The sequence below is a fragment of the Streptomyces durocortorensis genome, assembly GCF_031760065.1.
Taxonomy (GTDB): domain Bacteria; phylum Actinomycetota; class Actinomycetes; order Streptomycetales; family Streptomycetaceae; genus Streptomyces.
The window spans coordinates 887,267-913,745 of sequence record NZ_CP134500.1 but is presented as its reverse complement, the minus strand read 5'-3'; the positions used below and the strand labels follow the sequence as shown (position 1 = coordinate 913,745).

The 26,479-nt window shown below is 71.0% G+C and carries 23 protein-coding genes; 20 read left to right on the top strand and 3 right to left on the bottom strand.

Features of this window, described 5'->3' with window-relative positions; all coding sequences use genetic code 11:
• Positions 1–2: 2 nt before the first annotated feature.
• Positions 3–704 (bottom strand): DUF2470 domain-containing protein, encoded by a 702-nt coding sequence (locus RI138_RS03860; protein WP_311118761.1) that lies wholly within the window; start codon positions 702–704, stop codon positions 3–5.
• Positions 705–895: 191 nt separating this feature from the next.
• Between RI138_RS03860 and rpsD the strand changes: the two genes are divergently transcribed.
• Positions 896–1,510, top strand: coding sequence for a 30S ribosomal protein S4 (rpsD, locus tag RI138_RS03855; RefSeq protein ID WP_003970343.1), 615 nt, complete (start codon positions 896–898; stop codon positions 1,508–1,510).
• Between the two features lie 17 nt (positions 1,511–1,527).
• Here the strand turns inward: rpsD and RI138_RS03850 are convergent, their stop codons facing one another.
• Positions 1,528–3,732 carry an ATP-binding protein gene (locus tag RI138_RS03850; RefSeq protein WP_311118760.1) on the bottom strand — a complete coding sequence of 735 codons (2,205 nt, stop codon included), beginning with the start codon at positions 3,730–3,732 and terminating at the stop codon, positions 1,528–1,530.
• Between the two features lie 228 nt (positions 3,733–3,960).
• Here RI138_RS03850 and RI138_RS03845 point away from each other — a divergent pair, with 228 nt between their 5' ends.
• The 13 genes from RI138_RS03845 (at position 3,961) to nusB (ending at position 17,489) form a co-directional block, all read left to right on the top strand.
• Positions 3,961–4,422: a DUF948 domain-containing protein gene (locus tag RI138_RS03845; protein WP_096630887.1), complete on the top strand. Its 462-nt coding sequence runs from the start codon at positions 3,961–3,963 to the stop codon at positions 4,420–4,422.
• Positions 4,423–4,429: 7 nt separating this feature from the next.
• A complete protein-coding gene (locus RI138_RS03840) occupies positions 4,430–4,771 on the top strand; it encodes a DUF6167 family protein (RefSeq protein WP_311118759.1) in 342 nt (113 codons plus the stop codon).
• Positions 4,771–7,440 (top strand): alanine--tRNA ligase, encoded by a 2,670-nt coding sequence (gene alaS, locus RI138_RS03835; protein WP_096630890.1) that lies wholly within the window; start codon positions 4,771–4,773, stop codon positions 7,438–7,440. The genes RI138_RS03840 and alaS overlap by 1 nt, the downstream gene beginning before the upstream one ends.
• A gap of 8 nt (positions 7,441–7,448) precedes the next feature.
• Positions 7,449–7,922: a Holliday junction resolvase RuvX gene (gene ruvX, locus RI138_RS03830; RefSeq protein ID WP_179500277.1), complete on the top strand. Its 474-nt coding sequence runs from the start codon at positions 7,449–7,451 to the stop codon at positions 7,920–7,922.
• 101 nt (positions 7,923–8,023) lie between these two features.
• Positions 8,024–9,796 (top strand): endolytic transglycosylase MltG, encoded by a 1,773-nt coding sequence (gene mltG, locus RI138_RS03825; protein WP_311118758.1) that lies wholly within the window; start codon positions 8,024–8,026, stop codon positions 9,794–9,796.
• The gene (locus RI138_RS03820; RefSeq protein ID WP_311118757.1) at positions 9,793–10,620 is read left to right on the top strand and encodes a shikimate dehydrogenase; all 828 of its coding nucleotides are present in this window, start codon (positions 9,793–9,795) and stop codon (positions 10,618–10,620) included. Before mltG ends, RI138_RS03820 begins: the two co-directional genes overlap by 4 nt.
• Positions 10,621–10,764: 144 nt before the next feature.
• Complete coding sequence (gene aroC, locus RI138_RS03815; RefSeq protein ID WP_096630897.1) at positions 10,765–11,949, top strand: chorismate synthase; 1,185 nt, start codon at positions 10,765–10,767, stop codon at positions 11,947–11,949.
• Complete coding sequence (gene aroB, locus RI138_RS03810; protein ID WP_311118756.1) at positions 11,946–13,583, top strand: 3-dehydroquinate synthase; 1,638 nt, start codon at positions 11,946–11,948, stop codon at positions 13,581–13,583. Before aroC ends, aroB begins: the two co-directional genes overlap by 4 nt.
• On the top strand, positions 13,580–14,020 hold the full coding sequence (gene aroQ, locus RI138_RS03805) for a type II 3-dehydroquinate dehydratase (RefSeq protein ID WP_096630900.1): 441 nt from the start codon (positions 13,580–13,582) through the stop codon (positions 14,018–14,020). Before aroB ends, aroQ begins: the two co-directional genes overlap by 4 nt.
• Before the next feature lie 143 nt (positions 14,021–14,163).
• Positions 14,164–15,123, top strand: a complete 960-nt coding sequence (locus RI138_RS03800) for a Pro-rich N-terminal domain-containing protein (protein ID WP_311118755.1) — start codon at positions 14,164–14,166, stop codon at positions 15,121–15,123.
• Positions 15,124–15,331: 208 nt separating this feature from the next.
• The gene (locus tag RI138_RS03795; protein ID WP_311118754.1) at positions 15,332–16,438 is read left to right on the top strand and encodes a M24 family metallopeptidase; all 1,107 of its coding nucleotides are present in this window, start codon (positions 15,332–15,334) and stop codon (positions 16,436–16,438) included.
• Positions 16,439–16,488: 50 nt separating this feature from the next.
• Positions 16,489–17,055 (top strand): elongation factor P, encoded by a 567-nt coding sequence (efp, locus tag RI138_RS03790; protein ID WP_311118753.1) that lies wholly within the window; start codon positions 16,489–16,491, stop codon positions 17,053–17,055.
• 2 nt (positions 17,056–17,057) lie between these two features.
• A complete protein-coding gene (gene nusB, locus RI138_RS03785; RefSeq protein WP_032768166.1) occupies positions 17,058–17,489 on the top strand; it encodes a transcription antitermination factor NusB in 432 nt (143 codons plus the stop codon).
• A 232-nt stretch (positions 17,490–17,721) separates the two neighbouring features.
• Here nusB and bldD read toward each other — a convergent pair whose 3' ends face one another.
• On the bottom strand, positions 17,722–18,222 hold the full coding sequence (bldD, locus tag RI138_RS03780; RefSeq protein ID WP_003970358.1) for a transcriptional regulator BldD: 501 nt from the start codon (positions 18,220–18,222) through the stop codon (positions 17,722–17,724).
• Positions 18,223–18,443: 221 nt separating this feature from the next.
• Here bldD and pyrR point away from each other — a divergent pair, with 221 nt between their 5' ends.
• From pyrR to carB, 6 genes are all read left to right on the top strand, one after another.
• The gene (gene pyrR / locus RI138_RS03775; protein WP_096630906.1) at positions 18,444–19,028 is read left to right on the top strand and encodes a bifunctional pyr operon transcriptional regulator/uracil phosphoribosyltransferase PyrR; all 585 of its coding nucleotides are present in this window, start codon (positions 18,444–18,446) and stop codon (positions 19,026–19,028) included.
• A gap of 102 nt (positions 19,029–19,130) precedes the next feature.
• Positions 19,131–20,117 (top strand): aspartate carbamoyltransferase catalytic subunit, encoded by a 987-nt coding sequence (locus tag RI138_RS03770; RefSeq protein ID WP_047175695.1) that lies wholly within the window; start codon positions 19,131–19,133, stop codon positions 20,115–20,117.
• Positions 20,118–20,119: 2 nt separating this feature from the next.
• Positions 20,120–21,406, top strand: a complete 1,287-nt coding sequence (locus RI138_RS03765) for a dihydroorotase (RefSeq protein ID WP_311118752.1) — start codon at positions 20,120–20,122, stop codon at positions 21,404–21,406.
• Entirely contained in the window at positions 21,403–21,984 is a 582-nt protein-coding gene (locus RI138_RS03760; RefSeq protein ID WP_311118751.1) for a PH-like domain-containing protein, read from the top strand. The genes RI138_RS03765 and RI138_RS03760 overlap by 4 nt, the downstream gene beginning before the upstream one ends.
• The gene (gene carA, locus RI138_RS03755) at positions 21,981–23,120 is read left to right on the top strand and encodes a glutamine-hydrolyzing carbamoyl-phosphate synthase small subunit (RefSeq protein WP_096630910.1); all 1,140 of its coding nucleotides are present in this window, start codon (positions 21,981–21,983) and stop codon (positions 23,118–23,120) included. Before RI138_RS03760 ends, carA begins: the two co-directional genes overlap by 4 nt.
• Entirely contained in the window at positions 23,113–26,421 is a 3,309-nt protein-coding gene (gene carB / locus RI138_RS03750; protein ID WP_311118750.1) for a carbamoyl-phosphate synthase large subunit, read from the top strand. Before carA ends, carB begins: the two co-directional genes overlap by 8 nt.
• The last annotated feature ends 58 nt before the right edge of the window (positions 26,422–26,479 follow it).

Here is a 26,479-nt window from a genome sequence, read left to right as displayed (position 1 = left end):
GTTCAGTGGGAGGCCGCTTCGAAGAGGGTGTGCATCGCGCGGCGCAGTTCGGTGACGTCCCGCACGGGCTCGGGGAACTCGAAGCGGGCGTCGAAGGACGAGCCCTTGTCCTCGACGAAGCGGACCCGCAGCCCGAAGCGGTCCAGCGCCACGGGTACGGCGCTCGGCTGGTGGGAGGAGCAGGCCCGGGCGGTCCGCTCGCCGAGCAGTCCGCACAGGGTGCGCATCTGCTCGTCGTGGGCGGAGTGCAGATGCTGGAGCAGCTCCGCCTCGTGGGGGACCAGGGGGTCGGGGGCCGCGTCCCGGAAGTCCTCCGGCTCGATGTCCTCGGCGCCCCAGAGATCGTCCACGTACGCCTCGCCGAACTCCAGGCGCAGCATCATCCGGCCCGGCTCGGCGATGCCGGGTACGGAGGTGAGCCAGCCGGAGACCCAGGCGCGGCCCCGAATCCGGTGCGGGACGGAGACGGGGGCGACGTCCGTGAGCTCCAGCACAGCTGTCAGCTCGTCGCCCTGGGCGTGCGTCGCGGCCCGTACTGCCGGGGAATCCGCGGGGAATTCGAGGAACAGATCCCCCTCCGGCCCCACGCTCCTGCTGTCCGGGACCAGGGGTTCGGCGTGGGCCAGATCGAGCCCCGGTACGACCAGCAGCGCGGAGCAGGTACTCTGTACGAGAGTTCGTGTGCGCTCGGCTGCTGACGGCATCCGAGTGGTATCAAGCCCGCTGGGACGCGGCTGACCACGATCAGATCGGCCTTCCGTCGTAGCAGCACCCTCAGAAGAGGTGCTGCCGCTGTCTGTGCTGTCCGTGACGTGAGTGGTGTTCCCAGGGCGAGACATGCGATCTCCTTGAGTAAGGTAAGCCTAACCTAACCTACAACGGAGGTCTGGAGAACGTGCCTAACCAGTCGCGTCCCAAGGTCAAGAAGTCGCGTGCCCTCGGCATCGCCCTGACGCCCAAGGCTGTCAAGTACTTCGAAGCTCGTCCGTACCCGCCGGGTGAGCACGGCCGTGGCCGCAAGCAGAACTCGGACTACAAGGTCCGTCTGCTGGAGAAGCAGCGCCTGCGTGCGCAGTACGACATCAGCGAGCGCCAGATGGCGCGCGCCTACGACCGTGCCAAGAAGGCCGAGGGCAAGACGGGCGAGGCGCTGGTCGTCGAGCTGGAGCGCCGCCTCGACGCCCTGGTCCTGCGTTCGGGCATCGCCCGCACCATCTACCAGGCCCGTCAGATGGTCGTCCACGGCCACATCGAGGTCAACGGCGGCAAGGTCGACAAGCCGTCCTTCCGCGTGCGCCCCGACGACATCGTCCAGGTCCGCGAGCGCAGCCGCTCCAAGGTCCCCTTCCAGGTGGCCCGCGAGGGTGGTTACGACACCGACGGTGAGACCCCGCGCTACCTCCAGGTGAACCTGAAGGCCCTGGCCTTCCGCCTGGACCGGGACCCGAACCGCAAGGAGATCCCGGTGATCTGCGACGAGCAGCTCGTCGTCGAGTACTACGCCCGCTGATCCAGGCGTAGTCGCTCTCACCAGCGCTCCGGCCCGCCCCTTCCGCTCATCCGGGAGGCGGCGGGCCTTCGCGTTCCCCCGGACTCGCCCGCTGCGGGCACCCCGCCCCCGCCCCGCGCCTCGGACGCCCCGCCGCCGGCCAGCGCCCGGTCGACCGCGGCGTCCGGATCCAGGCGCCGGCCCGCCCGCAGCCCCTCCTCGTACGCGGCGTTCCCCAGCTCCCTGCGTGCCTGCTGCTCGCACTCGACCCGTGGCCGCCCGTAGTGGACCGAGCCGAACAGCTGGAGTCCCACCGAGGGCCAGATGCGCTCCGCGGCACCCTGGAGCACCGCCGCCTCACCGGCGTCGCCCTCCACCGCCGTCACCAGCGCCAGCAGCTCCAGCGAGAGCACGGTGCCCAGCAGATCGTTGAACGTCCGGCCGATCGTCAGGCACTCCCCGAGCATCTGCCGGGCCCGCGCGGGCCGTCCCCGCTGGAGGGCCGCGAACGCCAGGACGTACAGCGCGTACGCCAGCGCCCACCGCTCCCCGTGGTCCTCGCAGATCTCCCGGACCTCGTCGCAGATCACCGCCGCCGCGTCCAGATCGCCCAGGAACGCCACCGCCATGGCCAGTTCGACCTGCGCCATCAGCACATTGCTGTTCAGCTCGCCGATCTCGCGGTACCGGCCGAGCGCGTCGCGCAGCAGTTCCTCGGCGCGCGGCATGTCGTCCGTCACGATCGCCAGGCAGCCCGTGCGGTGCACCGCGTACGCCAGCGCCGTCGCGTCACCGGAGCGCTCGGCCTCCTCCCGGCACTCCTGGAGCGCCGAGATCGCGCCCACCGCATCGCCCTGGAGGACCGCGACATAGCCCAGCACCCACAGCACCTTGAGCCGGGCGGCATCGTGCGGGGACGGCTCCTCCAGTACGTGGTCCAGCCAGTGCCGGCCTTCGGACAGCCGCCCGCAGCCGGCCCAGTAGAACCACAGAGTGCCCGCAAGGTACTGGGCCAGATGCACCTCGTCGGGGCTTTCCATCGAACATTCCATCGCCCGGCGAAGATTGGGCAGCTCGCTGTCGATCCGCGCCGCCACCTCGGCCTGCCGGGGGCTGAACCAGTCCAGCTCGCACCAGGTCGCGAGCCCCAGGAACCAGTCCCGGTGGCGCCGCCGCAGCCGCTGGGCGTCCCCGGTGGCCGCCAGCCACTCCGCCCCGTACTCACGGACCGTGTCCAGCAGCCGGTAACGGGTCCCGGTCGCCCCGTCCTCGCGCTCCACCACCGACTGGGCAAGCAGCTCGTCCAGCACGTCCAGCACCGATTCGGCGGGCAGATCCACCCCGCCGCAGATGTACTCGGCGGCCTCCAGGTCGAACTGCCCGGCGAACACGGAGAGCCGCGCCCACAGCAGCCGCTGCTCGGGCGTGCACAGCTCATGGCTCCAGCCGATGGCCGTACGCAGGGTCTGGTGTCGGGGCGGCGCACCGCGACGGCCGCCGGCCAGCAGTCGGAACCGGTCGTCCAGCCGCAGCAGTACCTGATCCACCGACAGGGCCCGCAGTCGCCCGGCGGCCAGTTCGAGCGCCAGCGGAATCCCGTCGAGGCGGCGGCACAGCTCCAGCGAGGCCGCCTGCTCGCCCGGTGAGGGCGCCCAGCCCGGCCGCACCGCGCGCGCCCGTTCCGTGAACAGCTCCAGCGCGTCCTCGTCGGACATCGGGGCGAGCGGGAACGTCCGCTCCCCGTCCACCCGGAGGGGGCAGCGCCCGGCTGTGAGCACCTGGAGGTCCGGGGCCCGGCGCAGCAGTTCGCGTACGAGGTCGGCGCAGCCGTCCACGAGGTGCTCGAAGCCGTCGATGACCAGCAGCATCCGGCGGCCGGACAGATGCTCGATGAGGGTGGCTCGGGGCGGCCTGCTCGTGTGATCGGTCAGCCCCAGTGTGTCGATCAGAGCGTGTTCCAGCAGCTCGGGGTGGTGGACGGTGGACAGCTCGGCCAGCCGGACCCCGTCGCAGTACCGTTTCTCCACAAGCGCGGCGACCCGGGTGACGCACCGGGTCTTGCCCACGCCCGCCACTCCGGCGACCGTGACGAGCCGGGACTCCTCCAGGAGCCCGGCCACCTCGGCCAGTTCGTACTCGCGTCCCACGAACCGGTTCAGTTCGGCCGGGAGGCGGCCGGAGGCGGCGGAGGTGTTGTCACCAGGATCGTCGGGCTGGGGGCAGGGGCCCTGCAGGCGTCGCATGGAACACGGAGGGTACTTGCTTGAAAGCTCTCCGTACAATCTCGTTATGGCAACTCCCGCCCTGGCCGCCGAGAATGCGGTAGGGGAGGTGATGCACGGCGCGATAGGCTCGTGGGACGACGATCGGGCGCGCGCGGGAGCAGGAACCCGGCCGTACCGACGGAGACAGGCCCCGGCTCCCGGGGCCGATCGACGAGCAGAGAGCGGTGCACAGTGTCCGGTGGAGAGGTGGCCGGGATCCTCGTGGCCGTCTTCTGGGCGATCCTGGTCTCGTTCCTCGCCGTGGTGCTGGTGAGGCTCGCCCAGACGCTCAGGGCGACCACCAAGCTGGTGGCGGACGTGACCGACCAGGCCGTCCCGCTGCTCGCCGACGCCTCGGCGACGGTGCGCTCCGCGCAGACCCAGCTCGACAAGGTCGACGCGATCGCGAGCGACGTCCAGGAGGTCACCTCCAACGCCTCCGCGCTCTCCACCACCGTCGCCTCCACCTTCGGCGGGCCGCTCGTCAAGGTCGCCGCGTTCGGCTACGGCGTGCGGCAGGCCCTCGGCCGCCGCACCGCTCCCGAGCCCGAACCGGAACCGGCGCGTGGCCGCTCCTCCGCCCGCCGTACGGTGATCGTCGGCCGGACCGTGCCGTCCGCGCGCGGACGCAGGCGCGACCGCCGAAACCCCCGCGGACAGAAGGACTGATCGAGCGATGTTCCGCCGCACGTTCTGGTTCACCGCCGGCGCAGCCGCCGGCGTCTGGGCCACCACCAAGGTCAACCGCAAGCTCAGGCAGCTGACCCCCGAGAGCCTCGCCGCGCAGGCCGCGGACAAGGCGATCGAGACCGGCCACAAGCTCAAGGACTTCGCCCTCGACGTCCGTGCGGGCATGGTCCGGCGCGAAGCCGAACTGGGCGGCGCCCTGGGCCTTCAGGCACCGGCCGACCCCGAACTCCCCGTACAGCGGCTCTACGCCGTCGAGGCGTCCGAGCCCGCCGTCACCACGTACCGCAAGCTCCCCTACAAGTCGAACAACCGGAATGAGGACCACTAATGGAGTCGGCTGAAATCCGCCGCCGCTGGCTGAGCTTCTTCGAGGAGCGCGGTCACACCGTCGTGCCTTCGGCGTCGCTCATCGCGGACGACCCGACTCTGCTGCTGGTCCCCGCGGGCATGGTTCCCTTCAAGCCGTACTTCCTCGGCGAGGTCAAGCCGCCCGCCCCGCGCGTCACCAGCGTGCAGAAGTGCGTGCGTACGCCGGACATCGAAGAGGTCGGCAAGACCACCCGCCACGGCACCTTCTTCCAGATGTGCGGCAACTTCTCCTTCGGGGACTACTTCAAGGAAGGGGCCATCCAGCTCGCCTGGGAGGCCCTGACCAACTCCGTCGAGGACGGCGGATTCGGCCTGGAGCCGGAGAAGCTCTGGATCACGGTCTACCTCGACGACGACGAGGCCGAGGCCATCTGGCGCGACAAGATCGGCGTGCCGGCCGAACGCATCCAGCGCCTGGGCAAGAAGGACAACTTCTGGTCCATGGGCGTCCCCGGACCCTGCGGCCCCTGCTCCGAGATCAACTACGACCGCGGCCCCGAGTTCGGCGTCGAGGGCGGCCCGGCCGTCAACGACGAGCGCTACGTGGAGATCTGGAACCTGGTCTTCATGCAGTACGAGCGCGGTGCCGGTGACGGCAAGGAGGACTTCCCGATCCTTGGGGAGCTGCCGTCGAAGAACATCGACACCGGTCTCGGCCTCGAACGCCTCGCCATGATCCTCCAGGGCGTACAGAACATGTACGAGACCGACACCCTGCGCGTCGTCATGGACAAGGCCACCGAGCTGACCGGCGTCCGCTACGGCGCCGAGCAGTCCACCGACGTCTCGCTCCGTGTCGTCGCCGACCACATCCGTACGTCGGTGATGCTCATCGGCGACGGGGTCACCCCGGGCAACGAGGGCCGCGGCTACGTCCTGCGCCGCATCATGCGCCGAGCCATCCGCAACATGCGCCTCATGGGCGCCACCGGATCGGTCGTCAAGGCCCTGGTCGACGTCGTGATCGACACGATGGGGCTCCAGTACCCCGAGCTGATCACCGACCGCAAGCGCATCGAGACGGTCGCGCTCGCCGAGGAAGCCGCCTTCCTCAAGGCCCTCAAGGGCGGCACCAACATCCTGGAGACCGCGGTCACCGAGACCAAGGCCGCCGGCGGCAAGGTCCTCGCCGGGGACAAGGCGTTCCTGCTCCACGACACCTGGGGCTTCCCGATCGACCTGACCCTGGAGATGGCCGCCGAGCAGGGGCTCTCCGTGGACGAGGACGGCTTCCGCCGCCTCATGCAGGAGCAGCGCGACAAGGCCAAGGCCGACGCCCGCGCCAAGAAGACCGGTCACGCCGACCTGTCCGCCTACCGCGAGGTCGCCGACACCTCCGGTGCCACCGAGTTCACCGGCTACACCTCGATCGCCGGCGAGTCCACCATCGTCGGGCTCCTGGTCGACGGTGTGCCCTCGCCCGCCGCCACCGAGGGCGATGAGATCGAGGTCGTCCTCGACCGCACCCCCTTCTACGCCGAGGGCGGCGGCCAGCTCGCCGACACCGGCCGCATCCGGCTCGACACCGGCGCGGTGATCGAGGTCCGCGACGTCCAGAAGCCGGTTCCGGGGGTTCACGTCCACAAGGGCGTGGTCCAGGTCGGAGAGGTCACGGTCGGGGCCCCCGTCTTCGCCTCCATCGACGCCACCCGCCGCCGGGCCATCGCCCGCGCCCACAGCGCCACGCACCTCACCCACCAGGCGCTGCGCGACGCGCTCGGCCCGACGGCCGCCCAGGCCGGTTCGGAGAACTCGCCCGGCCGCTTCCGCTTCGACTTCGGTTCTCCCGCCGCCGTCCCCGGCACGGTCCTCACCGATGTCGAGCAGCGGATCAACGAGGTCCTCTCGCGCGAACTCGACGTCCAGGCCGAGGTCATGTCGATCGACGAGGCCAAGAAGCAGGGTGCCATCGCCGAGTTCGGCGAGAAGTACGGCGAGCGGGTCCGCGTCGTCACCATCGGGGACTTCTCCAAGGAGCTGTGCGGCGGCACCCACGTCCACAACACCGCCCAGCTCGGCCTGGTCAAGCTGCTCGGCGAGTCCTCCATCGGCTCCGGCGTGCGCCGCATCGAGGCCCTCGTCGGCGTGGACGCCTACAACTTCCTCGCCAGGGAGCACACGGTCGTCGCCCAGCTCCAGGAGCTGGTCAAGGGCCGTCCCGAGGAGCTGCCGGAGAAGATCGCGGGCATGCTCGGCAAGCTCAAGGACGCCGAGAAGGAGATCGAGAAGTACCGCGCGGAGAAGGTCCTCGCGGCCGCCGCCGGGCTCGTCGACTCCGCCAAGGACGTCCGGGGCGTCGCCCTGGTCACCGGCCAGGTCCCCGACGGCACCTCCGCCGACGACCTGCGCAAGCTGGTCCTGGACGTGCGCGGGCGCATCCAGGGCGGCCGCCCGGCCGTCGTGGCCCTGTTCACCACGGCCAACGGCCGCCCGCTCACGGTCATCGCCACCAACGAGGCCGCCCGCGAGCGCGGCCTCAAGGCCGGTGACCTCGTCCGCACCGCCGCCAAGACGCTCGGCGGCGGTGGCGGCGGCAAGCCGGACGTCGCCCAGGGCGGCGGCACGAACCCGGCCGCCATCGGCGACGCCGTCGCCGCGGTCGAGCGCCTCGTCACCGAGACGGCGTGACGAGCGCGATGACGCGGATGCGCCGCGGCCGACGGCTCGCCGTCGACGTCGGGGACGCCCGGATCGGGGTCGCCTCGTGCGACCCCGACGGGATCCTGGCCACGCCGGTGGAGACCGTGCCGGGACGCGATGTCCCGGCCGCCCACCGGCGACTGGCGGCCATCGTCGAGGAGTACGAGCCGATCGAGGTCATCGTCGGCCTGCCCCGCTCCCTCGGCGGGGGCGAGGGCCCCGCTGCCGCCAAGGTCCGCGACTTCGCCCAGGTGCTCGCCCGTTCGATCGCACCCGTTCCGGTGCGACTCGTGGACGAGAGGATGACCACAGTGACGGCCAGTCAAGGACTGCGCGCCTCGGGCGTGAAGTCCAAGAAGGGCCGGTCTGTCATCGACCAGGCTGCCGCTGTGGTGATTCTCCAGAACGCTCTGGAGTCCGAACGGGCGTCAGGCAATCCCCCGGGCGAGGGCGTCGAAGTGGTTGTCTGATCGCGATACGGTAACGTTCCGCGCGATGCGTCGGTGGTTCGAACAAACACCGCACAGCGAAGCGAAGAGACGGAACGTCGTCTCGCGGCTCTAGGGGATCGATGACTGAGTATGGCCGGGGCCCCGGCTCCGAACCGTGGCATCCCGAGGACCCCTTGTACGGGGACCAGGGATGGGGAGGCCAGCAGGCTGCCCACGGCCAGAGCCAGTACGGCGACCAGCAGCAGTCCTATCCGCAGGACCCGTACGCGCAGCAGCACCAGAACCACCAGCAGTACCCGCAGCAGCAGCCGTACGACCAGCACCAGCAGCAGTACGCGCAGCAGCCGCAGCAGGATCAGCAGTACCAGCAGCAGTACGGGACGCCCCACCAGGACCCGTACGCGCAGCAGCCGGTGTCCCAGCCGCAGTACAACGGCGGCTGGGACACCGGCCCGCAGACCGCCATGCCGTACGGGGCCGAGCCCCAGGACCCGTACGCGCAGCAGCCCGCCGGCTACGAAGCGTCGCACGACTACTACGGCACGCCGGAGGCCTATCCGCCCCCGCAGCCCCCGGGCCGCCGCGACTCCGAACAACAGCACCAGCAGGAGCAACAGCAACAGCCGTCGACGGACTGGGACCCGGACAAGCCGCAGGAGGAGACGCACCCCTTCTTCACGGGTGCCGACGAGCCCGCGAGCCGCGAGCCGCGTGACGGCGACGACGACCCGGACGACGACGGATCGCGCGCCTCGCGCCGCGACCGGGACGGCAGTGACCGCCGTGGCGGCAAGGGCAAGAAGAAGAGAAAGAACCGCAGCGGCTGCGCCTGCCTGGTGGTCTCCGCCGTCCTGATCGGCGGCCTCGGGGGCGTGTCGTACGTCGGCTACACCTTCTGGAAGAAGCAGTTCGGCGCCCCGGCCGACTACGCGGGCACGGGCACCGGCCCTCAGGTCGAGGTCGAGATCCCCGAGGGCGCGCTCGGCTACGACATCGCGAACACCCTCCAGAAGAAGGGCGTCATCAAGTCCGTCGACGCCTTCGTCTCGGCGCAGAACGCGAACCCCAAGGGCAAGTCGATCCAGGCGGGTGTCTACCTCCTGAACCAGGAGATGTCGGCGGCCAACGCGGTCAAGACGATGCTCGACCCCAAGAGCCAGAACATCTTCGTGATCCCCGAGGGCACCCGTAACGTCACGGTCTACGCCAACCTCGACAAGCGGCTCGGGCTGGAGAAGGGCACCACGGCGAAGGTCGCCAAGACCAAGGCGGAGTCTCTGGGCCTGCCCGACTGGGCCGACAACAACCCGGACGTCAAGGATCCGCTGGAGGGCTTCCTGTACCCGGCGGCGTATCCGGTGGCCAAGGGGACGAAGCCGGAGACCGCGCTGAAGCGGATGGTGGAGCGGGCGAACAAGGAGTACAAGAAGCTCGACCTGGAAGCCACGGCGACGAAACTCGGCCTGAAGAACCCGTGGGAGCTCGTCACCGTGGCGAGCCTCGTGCAGGTCGAAGGCAAGTACAAGCACGACTTCGACAAGGTCGCGCGGGTGGTCTACAACCGCCTCAAGCCGGGCAACATGGAGACGGTCGGCCGACTGGAGTTCGACTCCACGATCAACTACATAAAGGGTCAGAGCACCCTGGACATCGGCGCCGTCGACGACCTGCGGAAGATCGACGACCCCTACAACACGTACAAGATCGTTGGCCTGCCTTCGGGCCCGATCAGCAACCCGGGTGCGGACGCCCTGCACTCGGCGATGAACCCCACGCCGGGTCCCTGGTACTACTTCGTCTCGATCAACGAGGACAAGACGGTCTTCGCGGTGACCAACGAGGAGCACGAGAAGAACCGGCGTAGGTACGAAGAGGAGAAGGCCAGCCAGTGACCCCGACGCGCAGGGCCGCCGTTCTCGGCTCGCCCATCGCCCATTCGCTCTCCCCGGTCCTGCACCGCGCCGCCTACGCCGAGCTCGGCCTCGACGACTGGTCCTACGACCGGTTCGAGATCGACGAGGCTGCGCTGCCCGGCTTCGTCGAAGGACTGGACTCCTCCTGGGCGGGGCTGTCCCTGACCATGCCGCTCAAGCGGGCGATCATCCCGCTGCTGGACGAGATCAGCGCGACGGCCGCCGCGGTGGAGGCCGTCAACACGGTCGTGTTCACGGCCGACGGCCGACGGGTCGGCGACAACACGGACATCCCCGGCATGATCGCCGCACTGCGTGAACGCGGCGTCGACAAAGTGGAATCCGCCGCCGTCCTCGGCGCCGGGGCCACCGCCTCCTCCGCACTCGCCGCACTCGCCGTGATCTGCGCCGGACCGGTCACGGCCTACGTGCGCAGCCCCGAGCGCGCGGCGGAGATGCGGGCCTGGGGGGAGCGGCTCGGGGCCGACGTCGTGATCGCCGACTGGGCGGACGCGGCGCAGGCGCTGGACGCGCCGCTGGTGATCGCCACCACCCCGGCGGGCAGCACCGACGCCCTGGGGGAAGGCGTGCCGGACGCCCCGGGAATCCTCTTCGACGTGCTCTACGAGCCGTGGCCCACCGCGCTCGCCGCAGCCTGGTCGGCGCGCGGCGGGGCGGTGGTCGGGGGGCTCGACCTCCTCGTGCACCAGGCCCTGTTGCAGGTGGAGCAGATGACCGGCAGGGTTCCGGGCCCGCTGGTCGCCATGCGGCAGGCCGGGGAAGCCGCGCTCGCGGCCCGCTGACGCACCGCACGGCGGCCCCGGCCGTCCGTCTGCTGGACCGGCGGCCGGACCGCGCCCCCGGTCATGGGAGGATCAAAGGCGGCGGGCCAGGGCCGCGCACCCGGTCGCGCCGCTGGATTCCAGGCGCGAGCATGAGGAGACCCGTTGAGCAGGTTGCGCTGGCTGACCGCGGGGGAGTCGCACGGCCCCGCACTCGTCGCGACGCTGGAGGGGCTTCCCGCCGGCGTCCCCGTCACGACGGAGATGGTGGCGGAGGCGCTCGCCCGGCGGCGGCTCGGATACGGCCGCGGCGCTCGGATGAAGTTCGAGCAGGACGAGGTGACCTTCCTCGGTGGCGTCCGCCACGGCCTCACCATGGGCTCCCCGGTCGCCGTCATGGTCGGCAACACCGAGTGGCCCAAGTGGGAGCAGGTCATGTCGGCCGACCCGGTCGACCCCGACGAGCTGGCCCAGCTGGCCCGTAACGCCCCGCTGACCCGGCCCCGCCCCGGCCACGCCGATCTGGCGGGGATGCAGAAGTACGGATTCGACGAGGCCCGGCCGGTCCTGGAGCGCGCCAGCGCCCGGGAGACCGCCGCGCGCGTCGCCCTCGGGGCCGTCGCCCGCTCCTACCTCAAGGAGACCGCGGGCATCGAGATCGTCAGCCATGTCGTCGAACTGGCCGCCGCGAAGGCGCCGTACGGCGTCTACCCGGTTCCCGCCGACGTGGACCAGCTGGACGCGGACCCCGTCCGCTGCCTCGACGCCGACGCCTCCAAGGCGATGGTGGCCGAGATCGACCAGGCCCACAAGGACGGCGACACCCTCGGCGGCGTCGTCGAGGTGCTGGCGTACGGCGTGCCCGTCGGGCTCGGCTCGCACGTGCACTGGGACCGCCGCCTGGACGCCCGGCTCGCCGCCGCGCTCATGGGCATCCAGGCCATCAAGGGCGTCGAGGTCGGTGACGGGTTCGAGCTGGCCCGGGTCCCCGGCTCCAAGGCGCACGACGAGATCGTCGCCACCGACGACGGCATCAAGCGCACCTCCGGCCGCTCCGGCGGCACCGAGGGCGGGCTCACCACCGGCGAGCTGCTGCGGGTCCGTGCCGCGATGAAGCCCATCGCGACCGTTCCGCGCGCCCTGGCCACCGTGGACGTCGTCACCGGCGAGGCCGCCAAGGCCCACCACCAGCGCTCCGACGTCTGCGCCGTTCCGGCCGCGGGCATCGTCGCCGAGGCGATGGTCGCCCTGGTCCTCGCCGACGCGGTGGCGGAGAAGTTCGGCGGCGACAGCGTGGCCGAGACCCACCGCAACGTCCGCTCGTACCTCGACCACCTCCAGATCCGATGAGCGGCCCCCTGGTCGTCCTCGTCGGCCCGATGGGCGTCGGCAAGTCCAGTGTCGGCGAACTGCTCGCCGCCCGGCTCGGCACCACCTACCGGGACACCGACGCGGACGTCGTCGCCGAGGCGGGCAAACCGATCGCGGAGATCTTCTACGACGAGGGCGAGGAGCACTTCCGCGCCCTGGAGCGCCGGGCCGTCGCCGCGGCCGTCGCCGAACACTCGGGCGTCCTCTCCCTCGGCGGCGGGGCCGTCCTGGAAGGGACGACCAGGGAACTGCTGGCGGACCGCCCGGTCGTCTACCTCTCCATGAACGTGGACGAGGCCGTCCGCCGCGTCGGGCTGGGCGCGGCCCGCCCGCTCCTCGCGGTCAACCCGCGCAAGCAGTGGCGCGAGCTGATGGACGCCCGCCGCCACCTGTACGAAGAGGTCGCCCGTACGGTCGTCCCCACCGACGGCCGCACCCCCGAAGAGGTCGCCCAGGCGATCATCGACGCACTGGAACTGCCGGAGGGCCCAGCGGCCCCCGGCGTGGAGAACACCGGCATGACGCAGCAGGGCACCACCCGTATCCAGGTCGCCGGCACGGCGGGTTCCGACCCGTACGAGGTCCTCGTCGGCCACCAGCTCCTCGGCGAGCTGCCCCAGCTCATCGGCGACCGCGCCAAGCGGGTCGCCGTGCTGCACCCCGAGGCGCTCGCCGAGACCGGTGAGGCGGTTCGCCAGGACCTCGCCGACCAGGGCTACGAGGCGATCGCCATCCAGCTGCCGAACGCCGAGGAGGCCAAGACCGTCGAGGTCGCCGCCTACTGCTGGAAGGCGCTCGGCCAGACCGGTTTCACCCGCAGCGATGTGATCGTCGGTGTCGGCGGCGGCGCGACCACGGACGTGGCCGGTTTCGTCGCGGCCAGCTGGCTGCGCGGGGTGCGGTGGATCGCGGTGCCCACCACCGTCCTCGGCATGGTCGACGCGGCCGTCGGCGGCAAGACCGGCATCAACACCGCCGAGGGCAAGAACCTCGTCGGCGCCTTCCACCCTCCGGCCGGCGTGCTCTGCGACCTCGCCGCGCTCGACTCGCTGCCGGTCCACGACTACGTCTCCGGCATGGCCGAGATCATCAAGGCCGGTTTCATCGCCGACCCGGTCATCCTCGACCTGATCGAGGCCGACCCCGAGGGTGCTCGTACGCCCGCCGGACCGCACACCGCCGAGTTGATCGAGCGCTCCATCCGGGTCAAGGCCGAGGTCGTCTCCAGCGACCTCAAGGAGTCCGGACTCCGCGAGATCCTCAACTACGGTCACACCCTGGGCCACGCCATCGAGAAGAACGAGCGCTACAAGTGGCGCCACGGTGCGGCCGTCTCCATCGGCATGGTCTTCGCCGCCGAGCTGGGCCGGCTCGCCGGACGCCTGGACGACGCCACCGCCGACCGGCACCGGACCGTCCTGGAGTCGGTGGGCCTGCCGCTGGCCTACCGCGGCGACCAGTGGCCCAAGCTGCTGGAGAACATGAAGGTCGACAAGAAGTCCCGTGGCGACCTGCTGCGTTTCATCGTCCTGGACGGTATCGGCAAGCCCACGGTCCTGGAGGGCCCCGACCCGGCCGTCCTGCTCGCCGCCTACGGGGAGGTCTCCGCGTGACCCGCACGGTCTTCGTCCTGAACGGCCCCAACCTCGGCCGACTCGGTTCCCGCGAGCCCGACGTCTACGGAGCCACCTCCTACGCCGGACTCGTCGAGGTCTGCACCACCCTCGGCAAGGAGCTCGGCTTCGACGTCGAGGTGCGGGAGACCAACGACGAGGGCGAGCTGATCCGCTGGCTCCACGAGGCAGCGGACGGTTCGATTCCGGTCGTTCTCAACCCGGGTGCCTTCACGCACTACTCGTACGGGATGCGGGACGCGGCCGCCCAGCGCACCGCTCCGCTGATCGAGGTGCACATCTCCAACCCGTACACCCGGGAGGAGTTCCGGCACACCTCGGTGATCGCCTCGGTGGCCAGCGGCACGGTCGCCGGGTTCGGCATCGGCTCCTACCGGCTCGCGCTGCGGGCTCTGGCCGACGAACTGCCGGGCTGACACCCACGCGATTCCCGTCCGGATCTCCCTCCGGGCGGCGGGCACTTCGTGCCCTCCCGGGCCGTTCACCCCAGGGCGGCCCGGGAAGGTACGGTAGCCGTCCCATCAGCGCCAGTTGCAGTGACGAGACGGAGTGGCACCGGATGCAGCACGCAGTGGGGGCCCCGCTGCCGCCGCCCCACGGCCCCGGGAACGGGCCTGTCGGCTGGTCGCACCAGGCCCAGCACCCCGGTCACCCCGGCCCGCCCCCGATACCCCGGTTTCCGGCCCCGGGCCAGGCCCCCCGGCCCTCGGCTCACGGCCAGGCTCCGCAGCCTCCTGCCCCGGGCCAGGCCTCCCAGCCTCCGGCCCCGGGCCAGGCCCCCCAGCCCCCGGCCCATGGCCAGGGGCCGCAGCCTCCAGCCCCCGGACAGGCCCCCCAGCACGGCTGGAGCGGCACCGGGCCCACGCCGCCGCCCTCCGGCGGCCAGGCGACCGGGTACGTCCAGCTGCCCCCCGGCGGCCCCGTCGGGCTGCCCGCGCCCCCCGCCGAGCCCGGCACCGGCAGCGCGACCCTCGCCGTGCTTCTGATCGGCCCCGCGGGCGCGGGCAAGACCACCGTCGCCAGGCTCTGGGCGGCCCGCCGCCGGGTGCCCACCGCCCATGTCTCCCTCGACGACGTCCGCGAGTGGGTCTGCTCCGGCTTCGCCGACCCGCAGGCAGGCTGGAACGACCACTCCGAAGCCCAGTACCGCCTGGCCCGCCGCACCTGCGGCTTCGCCGCACGCAACTTCCTCGCCAACGGCATCTCCTGCATCCTCGACGACGCGGTCTTCCCCGACCGCCCGGTCGTCGGCCTCGGCGGCTGGAAGCGGCATGTGGGCCCCGGCCTGCTGCCCGTCGTGCTGCTGCCCGGCCTGGAGATCGTCCTGGAGCGCAACGCGGCGCGCAGCGGCAACCGCCGCCTCTCCGACGAGGAGGTCGCCCGCATCCACGGCCGGATGGCGGGCTGGTACGGCTCCGGCCTTCCGATCATCGACAACTCCACGTACGACGTCGAGACCACGGCCCGCGTCCTGGACGACGTCCTCGCCCGCTCCATCGCGAGCCCGCCCACCTGGTAGCCGCCTGCCCGACAGCCGCTTGTCCGACAGACATGCCCGCACGGCCGCTGGCCCCACGCGGGGCCAGGTGTACAGGCCTGCATGCCGGCCCGTCCCGCGCCGCGTCGTCCCTGCCGTCGGTGCTGTCCGTCCGTGCTCCCCGGCCTTCCGGCCCCCGGTCGGATGCGCTGACCGGGCGGTGCGGCGCCCCCGCTCGTACGCTCGGAGCATGTCAGAGGTGCACGCCGTCCGACGCGGGCTGCTCCGCGACCGGTGCGCCGCCGCGGGCTCCGCGGCCGCCCTGGTCTCCCGCCCCGCCAACGTCCGCTATCTCGCGGGCGGAGCGCCTCCCGGCGCCGTGCTGCTGCTCGGCCCCGGCGAGGACGTCCTGCTCTGCCCCCGCGCTCCGACGGGGGAGCCCGGTCACGGGCGGCCCGACGAGGCGCTCCGCATCGAGCTCCTGCCCGCCCCGGACGGGGACCCGGTGGTGGCCGCCGCGGCCCTCGCCGCCTCGTCGGGCGCCGCTTCGCTCGCCGTCGAGGAACACGATCTGACCGTGGCCCGCCACCGCGCTATGGGACAGGCCGCCCCCCGCCTCCAACTCGCCGATCTGGGCTTCACCGTGGAGCAGCAGCGGATCGTCAAGGACGAGGAGGAGATCGGCTGCCTCCGGATCGCCGCCGAGATCACCGACCAGGCCCTGGGTGAGCTCCTGGAATCGATCCTGGTCGGCCGCACCGAGCGGCACCTCGCGCTCGAACTGGAACGCCGCCTCGTCGACCACGGGGCGGACGGCCCCGCCTTCGCCACCTCCGTAGCCACCGGCCCCAACTCCGGCCAGGGCAGGCACCGCCCGTCCGACCGCAGGGTGGAGGAGGGAGATTTCCTCTCCGTCAGCCTGGGCGCGAGCTACCACGGCTACCGGTGCGAGATCGGCCGTACCTTCGTCATCGGCACCGCCCCGGCCGAGTGGCAGATCGAGCTCTACGACCTTGTTTTCGCCGCTCAGCGGGCCGGGCGGGAGGCGCTGACACCGGGGGCCGCCTACCGGGACGTGGACCACGCGGCTCGCCATCTGCTGGACTCCGCCGGGCACGGGGAGGGCCTCGTACCCCGGACCGGGCACGGTGTGGGGCTCGAAATCGAGGAGGACCCGCAACTGGCACCGACAGCCATGGGTAAACTGGACGCTTGTGTGCCGGTCACCGTCGAACCGGGGGTCCACCTCCCGGGCCGGGGCGGTGTCCGGATCGATGACACGCTCGTCGTGCGCCCCGAGGCGGACGGCGGACCCGAGCTACTCACCATGACGACCAAGGAGCTGCTCGCGCTCTAGCGCGGATCCTCGGTCGTTCCACCAGCTTCAGCCCAGGAGATTCCGCAACCGTGGCTTCCACGAACGACCTCAAGAACGGCATGGTGCTCAAGCTCGACGGAGGCCAGCTCTGGTCCGTCGTCGAGTTCCAGCACGTCAAGCCCGGCAAGGGCCCTGCCTTCGTGCGCACCAAGCTCAAGAACGTGCTCTCCGGCAAGGTCGTCGACAAGACGTTCAACGCCGGCGTGAAGGTCGAGACGGCCACCATTGACCGCCGCGACATGCAGTTCTCGTACATGGACGGCGAGTACTTCGTCTTCATGGACATGGACACCTACGACCAGCTCATGGTCGACCGCAAGGCCGTCGGTGACGCCGCCAACTTCCTGATCGAGGGCTTCACCGCCTCCGTCGCCCAGTACGAGGGCGAGGTGCTCTACGTCGAGCTGCCCGCCGCCGTCGAGCTGACGATCCAGCACACCGACCCGGGCGTCCAGGGCGACCGTTCCACCGGTGGCACCAAGCCCGCCACCCTGGAGACCGGCTACGAGATCGGCGTGCCGCTCTTCATCACCACCGGCGAGAAGATCAAGGTCGACACCCGTACGGGCGACTACCTCGGCCGGGTGAACAGCTAACCGTGGCTGCCCGGAACAAGGCCCGCAAGCGCGCCTTCCAGATCCTCTTCGAGGCCGACCAGCGCGGTGAGTCCGTGCAGAGCGTCCTCGCGGACTGGGTTCGGCACTCGCGGACCGACGACCGTCAGCCGCCGGTCGGCGAATTCACGATGGAGCTCGTCGAGGGGTACGCGCAGTACGCGGACCGCATCGACGACCTCATCGTCACCTACGCCGTGGACTGGGAGATCGACCGCATGCCGGTCGTCGACCGGAACATCCTGCGGCTCGGTGCATACGAGCTGATCTGGCTGGACGAGACCCCGGACGCCGTGGTGATCGACGAGGCCGTCCAGCTCGCCAAGGAGTTCTCCACCGATGACTCCCCGTCCTTCGTGAACGGCCTGCTGGCCCGTTTCAAGGACCTCAAGCCGAACCTCCGCCGGGAGCAGTAGCCCCGGCCGCGACGGTTCGGTCGCGCACCTCGCATCGAAGGGGCCCACGGTCGACCGTGGGCCCCTTCGGCGTCCCCGGGCGGGAGGGACGAAAGCGCGACGGAGGCGAGACCGTGACGAAGGAGAGGCGAAGAACGCCGGGCCGGCGGGGACCCGTTCAGGTCCCCGCCGGCCCGGCGGTACGTTTCTGCTGGGGAGTCTGCTGAGGCCCTCCGGCCCCGCTTCCGCTCGCTCAGCCCTCGTCGTGGGAGACCGCGCGCCGCGCGTCCGCGTCCAGCACGCCCCAGCTGATCAGCTGCTCCGTGAGCACGGACGGCGACTGGTCGTAGATCACGGCCAGCGTGCGCAGGTCGTCCTGGCGGATCGAGAGCACCTTGCCGTTGTAGTCACCGCGCTGGCTCTGGATGGTGGCCGCGTAGCGCTGGAGCGGACCGGCCTTCTCCGGCGGGACGTGGGCGAGGCGCTCCAGGTCCAGGACAAGCTTCGGCGGCGGCTCGGCGGCCCCGCCCGGCGTCGTGCCGGGCAGCAGCTCCTGCACCGGGACCCCGTAGAAGTCCGCCAGCTCGGCGAGGCGCTGCACGGTCACGGCACGGTCGCCGCGCTCGTACGAACCGACCACGACCGCCTTCCAGCGACCCTGGGACTTCTCCTCCACGCCGTGGAGGGAAAGGCCCTGCTGGGTGCGGATGGCACGGAGTTTGGCCCCGAGCTGTTTTGCGTATTCGCTGGACATATGGCTCCCCGGACGCTGGAACAGTGTGCGGCTGCGCCGCGTGGCTGGTAACTCACTGTGAGGTTACGCAGCGTTACTTGGATGCGTCAAGCCGAATGATCCGGACCGGCACCTCCCGGGGGCGGTACCAGGGCGCCGTGCAAGCCCTGGTAACGTGGATGACGCAATTTCGACGTCCTTTAAGGTCCGTCCCGTGAGGCGGAGAAGGAGGTCCGTTTCTTATGGACGCACAGCACGACGACACTGGCAACGCGGCACGCCCCGTTCTGGAGGCCCCCGACATCGCCCGTGTTCTGACCCGTATCGCCCACGAGATCGTCGAACGCGCCAAGGGCGCCGACGACGTGGTGCTGCTCGGCATCCCGACGCGAGGCGTCTTCCTCGCCCGCAGGCTCGCCGACAAGCTCGAAGAGATCACCGGCCGGAAGATGCCGGTCGGCTCCCTCGACATCACCATGTACCGAGACGACCTGCGGCTGCGCCCGGCGCGCGCCCTGGCCCGCACCGAGATCCCCGGCGAGGGGATCGAGGGCAGCCTGGTCGTCCTGGTCGACGACGTGCTCTTCTCCGGCCGCACGATCCGCGCCGCGCTCGACGCGCTCGGCGACATCGGCCGCCCCCGCGCCGTACAGCTCGCGGTCCTCGTCGACCGCGGTCACCGGGAACTCCCGATCCGCGCGGACTACGTCGGCAAGAACCTCCCCACGTCGCTGCGGGAGACGGTCAAGGTCCAGCTCGCCGAGGAGGACGGCCGCGACGCCGTGCTGCTCGGTGTCCAGCAGGCCGCCCCGGCGGACGCGCAGTAGCCCGAGCCCTTCCGTACGCCCCTGCGCCGCTGAAGGGCCGTACGGCGACTCCCGCGCGCCCGCACGCCTGAAACTCCCTCCAGCCACCCGGAGAACCCCCAGATGAAGCGTCACCTCATCTCGGCCGCCGACCTCACCCGCGACGACGCCGTCCTGATCCTCGACACCGCCGAGGAGATGGCCCGGGTCGCGGACCGGCCGATCAAGAAGCTCCCCACCCTGCGCGGCCGAACCGTCGTCAACCTCTTCTTCGAGGACTCGACCCGGACCCGTATCTCCTTCGAGGCGGCCGCCAAGCGGCTGTCCGCCGACGTCATCAACTTCTCCGCCAAGGGCTCCTCGGTCTCCAAGGGCGAGTCCCTCAAGGACACCGCCCTGACCCTGGAGGCGATGGGCGCCGACGCCGTCGTCATCCGCCACGGCGCCTCCGGTGCTCCTTACCGGCTCGCCACGTCCGGCTGGATCGACGGGGCCGTCGTCAACGCGGGGGACGGCACCCACGAGCACCCCACCCAGGCCCTGCTGGACGCCTTCACGATGCGCCGCCGCCTCGTCGGAGCCGACGCCGGGCTCGGCCGGGACCTGGACGGCCGCCGCATCACGATCGTCGGCGACATCCTGCACAGCCGCGTCGCCCGCTCCAACGTCCACCTGCTGACCACGCTCGGCGCGCACGTCACCCTGGTGGCCCCGCCCACCCTCGTCCCCGTGGGCGTCGAGAAGTGGCCCTGTGACGTCAGCTACAGCCTCGACGACGTGCTGGCGAAGTCCGATGCGGTGATGATGCTGCGTGTGCAGCGCGAACGGATGAACGCCGCGTACTTCCCGACCGAGCGCGAATACTCCCGCCGCTACGGCCTGGACGGCGAGCGGATGGCGAAGATGCCCGAACACGCCATCGTCATGCACCCCGGCCCGATGGTCCGCGGCATGGAGATCACCGCCGAGGTCGCCGACTCCGACCGCTGCACCGTCGTCGAGCAGGTCGCCAACGGCGTCTCCATCCGCATGGCCGTGCTCTACCTGCTGCTCGGCGGCTCCGACACCGCGCTGTCCGCCGCCCCCGCCCGTACCGAGGAGAACAAGTAACCATGAGCAAGATCATCATTCGCGGTGCGCGGATCCTCGGCGGCGAGCCGCAGGACGTACTCATCGACGGCGAGACCGTCACCGAGGTGGGCACCGGCCTCGACGCCGCCGGCGCCACCGTGATCGAGGCCGAGGGCCAGATCCTGCTGCCCGGCCTGGTCGACCTGCACACCCATCTGCGCGAGCCCGGCCGCGAGGACTCCGAGACCGTCCTCACCGGCACCAGGGCCGCGGCCGTCGGCGGCTTCACCGCCGTCCACGCCATGGCCAACACCTTCCCCGTCGCCGACACCGCGGGCGTCGTCGAGCAGGTCTGGCGGCTCGGCAAGGAGTCCGGCTACTGCGACGTGCAGCCCGTGGGTGCCGTCACCGTCGGCCTGGAGGGCAAGAAGCTCGCCGAGCTCGGCGCCATGCACGACTCGGCCGCCGGAGTGAAGGTCTTCTCCGACGACGGCAAGTGCGTCGACGACGCGGTGATCATGCGCCGCGCCCTGGAGTACGTGAAGGCCTTCGACGGCGTCGTCGCCCAGCACGCCCAGGAGCCCCGCCTCACCGAGGGCGCCCAGATGAACGAGGGCATCGTCTCGGCCGAGCTGGGTCTCGGCGGCTGGCCCGCCGTCGCGGAGGAGTCGATCATCGCCCGCGATGTCCTCCTCGCCGCCCACGTCGGCTCCCGCGTCCACATCTGCCACCTCTCCACCGCCGGGTCCGTGGAGATCGTGCGCTGGGCCAAGTCCAAGGGCTGGAACGTCACCGCCGAGGTCACCCCGCACCACCTCCTCCTCACCGACGAGCTGGTCCGCACCTACAACCCGGTCTACAAGGTGAACCCGCCGCTGCGCACCGAGGCCGACGTGATGGCCCTGCGCGAGGCGCTCGCCGACGGCACGATCGACTGCGTCGCCACCGACCACGCCCCGCACCCGCACGAGGACAAGGACTGCGAGTGGGCCGCGGCCGCCATGGGCATGGTGGGCCTGGAGACCGCGCTCTCCGTCGTCCAGCAGACGATGGTGGACACCGGTCTGCTCGACTGGGCGGGCGTCGCCGACCGCATGTCCTTCCGCCCCGCGGCCATCGGCCGACTCGTCGGACACGGCCGTCCCGTCTCGGCGGGTGAGCCCGCCAACCTCACCCTGGTCGATCCGGCATACCGTGGAGCCGTGGACCCCGCGGGCTTCGCGTCCCGCAGCCGCAACACCCCCTACGAGGGCCGTGAGCTGCCGGGCCGCGTCACCCATACCTTCCTGCGGGGCCGTGCCACGGTCGTCGACGGGAAGCTCGCGTGACAACTCTGACCCCCCTGTACCACCTGGCCGCCGAGCAGAAGTCGGCGGAAGTGACGGACTGGGCCGCCCGCATCGCCTGGGTGGTCGGCCTGTTCGTCTTCATCGCCCTCGTCTACTGGCTGATGCGCCAGGGCTGGAAGTGGCGCGCCAGCCTCCAGTCCGGCCTGCCCGAGCTCCCGGCCACGCCCGAGGGCTTCGCCGCCGACGAGGTGCTCCTGACGCTTCAGGGGCGCTACCACGCCTCCACCACCGCCGGGCAGTGGCTCGACCGGATCGTCGCGCACGGCCTCGGCACCCGCAGCCGTACCGAGCTCACGCTCACCGCCCGCGGCCTGGAGGTCGTACGCCCCGGGGCGGCCGACTTCTTCGTCCCGGCCGAGGCCCTGCGCGAGGCCCGCCTCGACAAGGCGCTCGCGGGCAAGGTCCTCCCCGAGGGCGGCCTGCTGATCATCACCTGGGCGCACGGCGGGACGCTGATCGACTCCGGCTTCCGCTCCGACCACGCCGCCGAGCACCAGGCCTGGGTCGACGCCGTCAACCACCTCACCAGCACCACTACGGAAGGCACCGCACGATGACGATCTCCACCCGGGGGGCCCAGACCCCCGCCGTACTCGTCCTGGAGGACGGCCGCGCCTTCCGCGGCCGCGCCTACGGGGCCGTGGGGGAGACCTTCGGCGAGGCGGTGTTCTCCACCGGCATGTCCGGCTACCAGGAAACCCTCACCGACCCCTCGTACCACCGCCAGGTCGTCGTCATGACGGCCCCGCACGTCGGCAACACCGGCGTCAACGACGAGGACCCCGAGTCGGGCCGCATCTGGGTCTCCGGCTACGTCGTCCGCGACCCCGCCCGCAAGCCCTCCAACTGGCGCTCGCAGCGCTCGCTGGACGAGGAGCTGGTCGCGCAGGGCGTCGTGGGCATCAGCGGCGTCGACACCCGCGCCCTCACCCGCCATCTGCGCGAGCGCGGCGCGATGCGCGTCGGGATCTTCTCCGGCAACGCGATCGCCGACGAGGGCACGCTCCTCGCCAAGGTCCGCCAGGCCCCCGAGATGGCCGGTGCCGACCTCTCCGCCGAGGTCGCCACCAAGGAGGCCTACGTCGTCCCCGCGATCGGCACGAAGAAGTTCACCGTCGCCGCGATCGACCTCGGCATCAAGGGCATGACCCCGCACCGGATGGCCGAGCGCGGCATCGAGGTCCACGTGCTGCCCGCCACCGCCACCCTGGAGGAGGTGTACGCGGTCCAGCCCGACGGCGTCTTCTTCTCCAACGGCCCCGGTGACCCGTCCACCGCCGACCACCCGGTCGCCCTCATGCAGGGCGTCCTTGAGCGGTCCACCCCGCTCTTCGGCATCTGCTTCGGCAACCAGATCCTCGGCCGCGCGCTCGGCTTCGGGACCTACAAGCTGAAGTACGGCCACCGCGGAATCAACCAGCCGGTGCAGGACCGCACCACCGGCAAGGTCGAGGTCACCGCGCACAACCACGGCTTCGCCGTCGACGCGCCCCTCGACCAGGACTCCGAGACCCCCTACGGGCGGGCCAAGGTCTCCCACGTCTGCCTGAACGACCAGGTGGTCGAGGGCCTCCAGCTCCTGGACCGGCCCGCCTTCAGCGTCCAGTACCACCCCGAGGCGGCCGCGGGCCCGCACGACGCCGCGTACCTCTTCGACCGTTTCGTATCCCTGATGGAGGGCCAGCGTGCCTAAGCGCTCCGATATCCAGTCCGTCCTGGTCATCGGCTCCGGCCCGATCGTCATCGGCCAGGCAGCCGAGTTCGACTACTCCGGCACCCAGGCCTGCCGCGTCCTCAAGGCCGAGGGCCTGCGCGTCATCCTGGTGAACTCCAACCCGGCGACGATCATGACCGACCCGGAGATCGCCGACGCCACCTACGTGGAGCCGATCACCCCCGAGTTCGTCGAGAAGATCATCGCCAAGGAGCGCCCCGACGCGCTCCTGCCCACCCTCGGCGGCCAGACCGCGCTGAACACCGCGATCTCCATGCACGAGAACGGTGTCCTGGAGAAGTACGGCGTCGAGCTCATCGGCGCCAACGTCGAGGCGATCAACAAGGGCGAGGACCGCGACCTCTTCAAGGGCGTCGTGGAAGCCGTCAAGGCGAAGACCGGCTACGGCGAGTCCGCCCGTTCGGTCATCTGCCACTCCATGGACGACGTCCTCGCGGGTGTCGACACCCTGGGCGGCTACCCCGTCGTCGTCCGCCCCTCCTTCACCATGGGCGGTGCCGGCTCCGGCTTCGCCCACGACGAGGAGGAGCTGCGCCGTATCGCCGGACAGGGCCTCACGCTCTCGCCGACCACCGAGGTGCTCCTTGAGGAGTCCATCCTCGGCTGGAAGGAGTACGAGCTGGAGCTGATGCGCGACAGGAACGACAATGTCGTGGTCGTCTGCTCCATCGAGAACTTCGACCCGATGGGCGTCCACACCGGCGACTCCATCACCGTCGCCCCCGCGATGACGCTCACCGACCGTGAGTACCAGCGGCTGCGCGACATCGGCATCGCGATCATCCGCGAGGTCGGCGTCGACACCGGCGGCTGCAACATCCAGTTCGCCATCGACCCCACCGACGGCCGGGTCATCGTCATCGAGATGAACCCCCGCGTCTCCCGCTCCTCGGCGCTCGCTTCCAAGGCCACCGGCTTCCCGATCGCCAAGATCGCCGCCAAGCTGGCCGTCGGCTACACGCTGGACGAGATCCCCAACGACATCACCGAGAAGACCCCGGCCTCCTTCGAGCCGACCCTCGACTACGTCGTCGTCAAGGCCCCGCGCTTCGCCTTCGAGAAGTTCCCCTCCGCCGACTCCACCCTCACCACCACCATGAAGTCGGTGGGCGAGGCCATGGCGATCGGCCGGAACTTCACCGAGGCCCTCCAGAAGGCCCTGCGCTCGCTGGAGAAGAAGGGCTCGCAGTTCGCCTTCACCGGCCCGGCCGGTGACAAGGCCGAGCTGCTGGCCGAGGCGGTCCGGCCCACCGACGGCCGCATCAACACCGTCATGCGGGCGATCCGGGCCGGAGCCACCCAGGAGGAGGTCTTCGACGCCACGAAGATCGATCCCTGGTTCGTCGACCAGCTGTTCCTGATCAAGGAGATCGCCGACGAGCTGGCCTCCGCCGAACGCCTGGACGCCGACCTGATCGCCGAGGCCAAGCGGCACGGCTTCTCCGACGCCCAGATCGGTGAGATCCGCGGGCTGCGCGAGGACGTCGTCCGCGAGGTCCGGCACGCGCTGGGCATCCGCCCGGTCTACAAGACCGTCGACACGTGTGCCGCCGAGTTCGCCGCGAAGACCCCGTACTTCTACTCCTCGTACGACGAGGAGAGCGAGGTCGCGAGCCGCACCAAGCCCGCCGTGATCATCCTCGGCTCGGGCCCCAACCGCATCGGCCAGGGCATCGAGTTCGACTACTCCTGTGTGCACGCCTCCTTCGCGCTCAGCGACGCGGGCTACGAGACCGTCATGGTCAACTGCAACCCGGAGACCGTCTCCACCGACTACGACACCTCCGACCGGCTCTACTTCGAGCCGCTCACCCTGGAGGACGTCCTGGAGATCGTGCACGCCGAGTCGCTGGCGGGCCCGATCGCCGGAGTCATCGTCCAGCTCGGCGGCCAGACCCCGCTGGGCCTCTCCCAGGCGCTCAAGGACAACGGCGTGCCCGTCGTCGGCACCTCCCCGGAGGCCATCCACGCCGCCGAGGACCGCGGCGCCTTCGGCCGGGTGCTGGCCGAGGCCGGACTGCCCGCGCCCAAGCACGGCACCGCCACCACCTTCGGCGAGGCCAAGGCCATCGCCGACGAGATCGGCTACCCCGTCCTCGTGCGGCCGTCCTACGTCCTCGGCGGGCGCGGCATGGAGATCGTGTACGACGAGACGCGCCTCGCCGCGTACATCGCCGAGTCCACCGAGATCAGCCCCACCCGGCCAGTCCTGGTCGACCGCTTCCTCGACGACGCCATCGAGATCGACGTGGACGCCCTCTACGACGGCACCGAGCTGTACCTCGGCGGCGTCATGGAGCACATCGAGGAGGCCGGTATCCACTCCGGCGACTCGGCCTGCGCCCTGCCCCCGATCACCCTCGGCGGGTTCGACGTCAAGCGGCTGCGCGCCTCCACCGAGGGCATCGCCAAGGGCGTCGGCGTCCGCGGACTGATCAACATCCAGTTCGCGCTCTCCGGCGACATCCTCTACGTCCTCGAAGCCAACCCGCGCGCCTCCCGCACGGTCCCCTTCACCTCGAAGGCGACCGCGGTGCCGCTCGCCAAGGCCGCCGCGCGCATCTCGCTCGGCGCGACCATCGCCGAGCTGCGCGAGGAGGGCCTGCTGCCGAAGACCGGCGACGGCGGCACCCTGCCGCTGGACGCGCCGATCTCCGTCAAGGAGGCCGTGATGCCGTGGTCGCGCTTCCGCGACATCCACGGCCGCGGCGTCGACACCGTCCTCGGCCCGGAGATGCGCTCCACCGGCGAGGTCATGGGCATCGACTCGGTCTTCGGCACGGCGTACGCCAAGTCGCAGGCCGGCGCCTACGGCCCGCTGCCCACCAAGGGCCGCGCGTTCATCTCGGTCGCCAACCGCGACAAGCGCTCGATGATCTTCCCGGCCCGCGAGCTGGTCGCCCACGGTTTCGAGCTGATGGCCACCTCCGGCACCGCCGAGGTCCTCAAGCGCAACGGCATCAACGCCACCGTGGTGCGCAAGCAGTCCGAGGGCACCGGACCGAACGGCGAGAGGACCATCGTCCAGCTCATTCACGACGGCGAGGTCGACCTCATCGTCAACACGCCGTACGGCACCGGCGGCCGGCTCGACGGCTACGACATCCGCACCGCGGCCGTCGCCCGCTCGGTCCCCTGTCTGACCACGGTCCAGGCGCTCGCCGCCGCCGTCCAGGGCATCGACGCCCTCAACCACGGCGACGTGGGCGTCCGTTCCCTCCAGGAACACGCCGAGCATCTGACAGCGGCCCGCGACTAGCCGCCCGGAGAGGGGGACACCGGAAACGGTGTCCCCCTCTTTGCGAGCCCCGTCGAGC

Bases quoted from the DNA above. Each gene is read 5' to 3' on its own strand.
- RI138_RS03860 (WP_311118761.1), bottom strand. From the start codon at position 704: ATGCCGTCAGCAGCCGAGCGCACACGAACTCTCGTACAGAGTACCTGC.
- RI138_RS03850 (WP_311118760.1), bottom strand. From the start codon at position 3,732: ATGCGACGCCTGCAGGGCCCCTGCCCCCAGCCCGACGATCCTGGTGAC.
- RI138_RS03840 (WP_311118759.1), top strand. From the start codon at position 4,430: ATGTTCCGCCGCACGTTCTGGTTCACCGCCGGCGCAGCCGCCGGCGTC.
- alaS (WP_096630890.1), top strand. From the start codon at position 4,771: ATGGAGTCGGCTGAAATCCGCCGCCGCTGGCTGAGCTTCTTCGAGGAG.
- ruvX (WP_179500277.1), top strand. From the start codon at position 7,449: ATGACGCGGATGCGCCGCGGCCGACGGCTCGCCGTCGACGTCGGGGAC.
- mltG (WP_311118758.1), top strand. From the start codon at position 8,024: ATGACTGAGTATGGCCGGGGCCCCGGCTCCGAACCGTGGCATCCCGAG.
- aroB (WP_311118756.1), top strand. From the start codon at position 11,946: ATGAGCGGCCCCCTGGTCGTCCTCGTCGGCCCGATGGGCGTCGGCAAG.
- RI138_RS03800 (WP_311118755.1), top strand. From the start codon at position 14,164: ATGCAGCACGCAGTGGGGGCCCCGCTGCCGCCGCCCCACGGCCCCGGG.
- RI138_RS03795 (WP_311118754.1), top strand. From the start codon at position 15,332: ATGTCAGAGGTGCACGCCGTCCGACGCGGGCTGCTCCGCGACCGGTGC.
- bldD (WP_003970358.1), bottom strand. From the start codon at position 18,222: ATGTCCAGCGAATACGCAAAACAGCTCGGGGCCAAACTCCGTGCCATC.
- pyrR (WP_096630906.1), top strand. From the start codon at position 18,444: ATGGACGCACAGCACGACGACACTGGCAACGCGGCACGCCCCGTTCTG.
- RI138_RS03770 (WP_047175695.1), top strand. From the start codon at position 19,131: ATGAAGCGTCACCTCATCTCGGCCGCCGACCTCACCCGCGACGACGCC.
- RI138_RS03765 (WP_311118752.1), top strand. From the start codon at position 20,120: ATGAGCAAGATCATCATTCGCGGTGCGCGGATCCTCGGCGGCGAGCCG.
- carA (WP_096630910.1), top strand. From the start codon at position 21,981: ATGACGATCTCCACCCGGGGGGCCCAGACCCCCGCCGTACTCGTCCTG.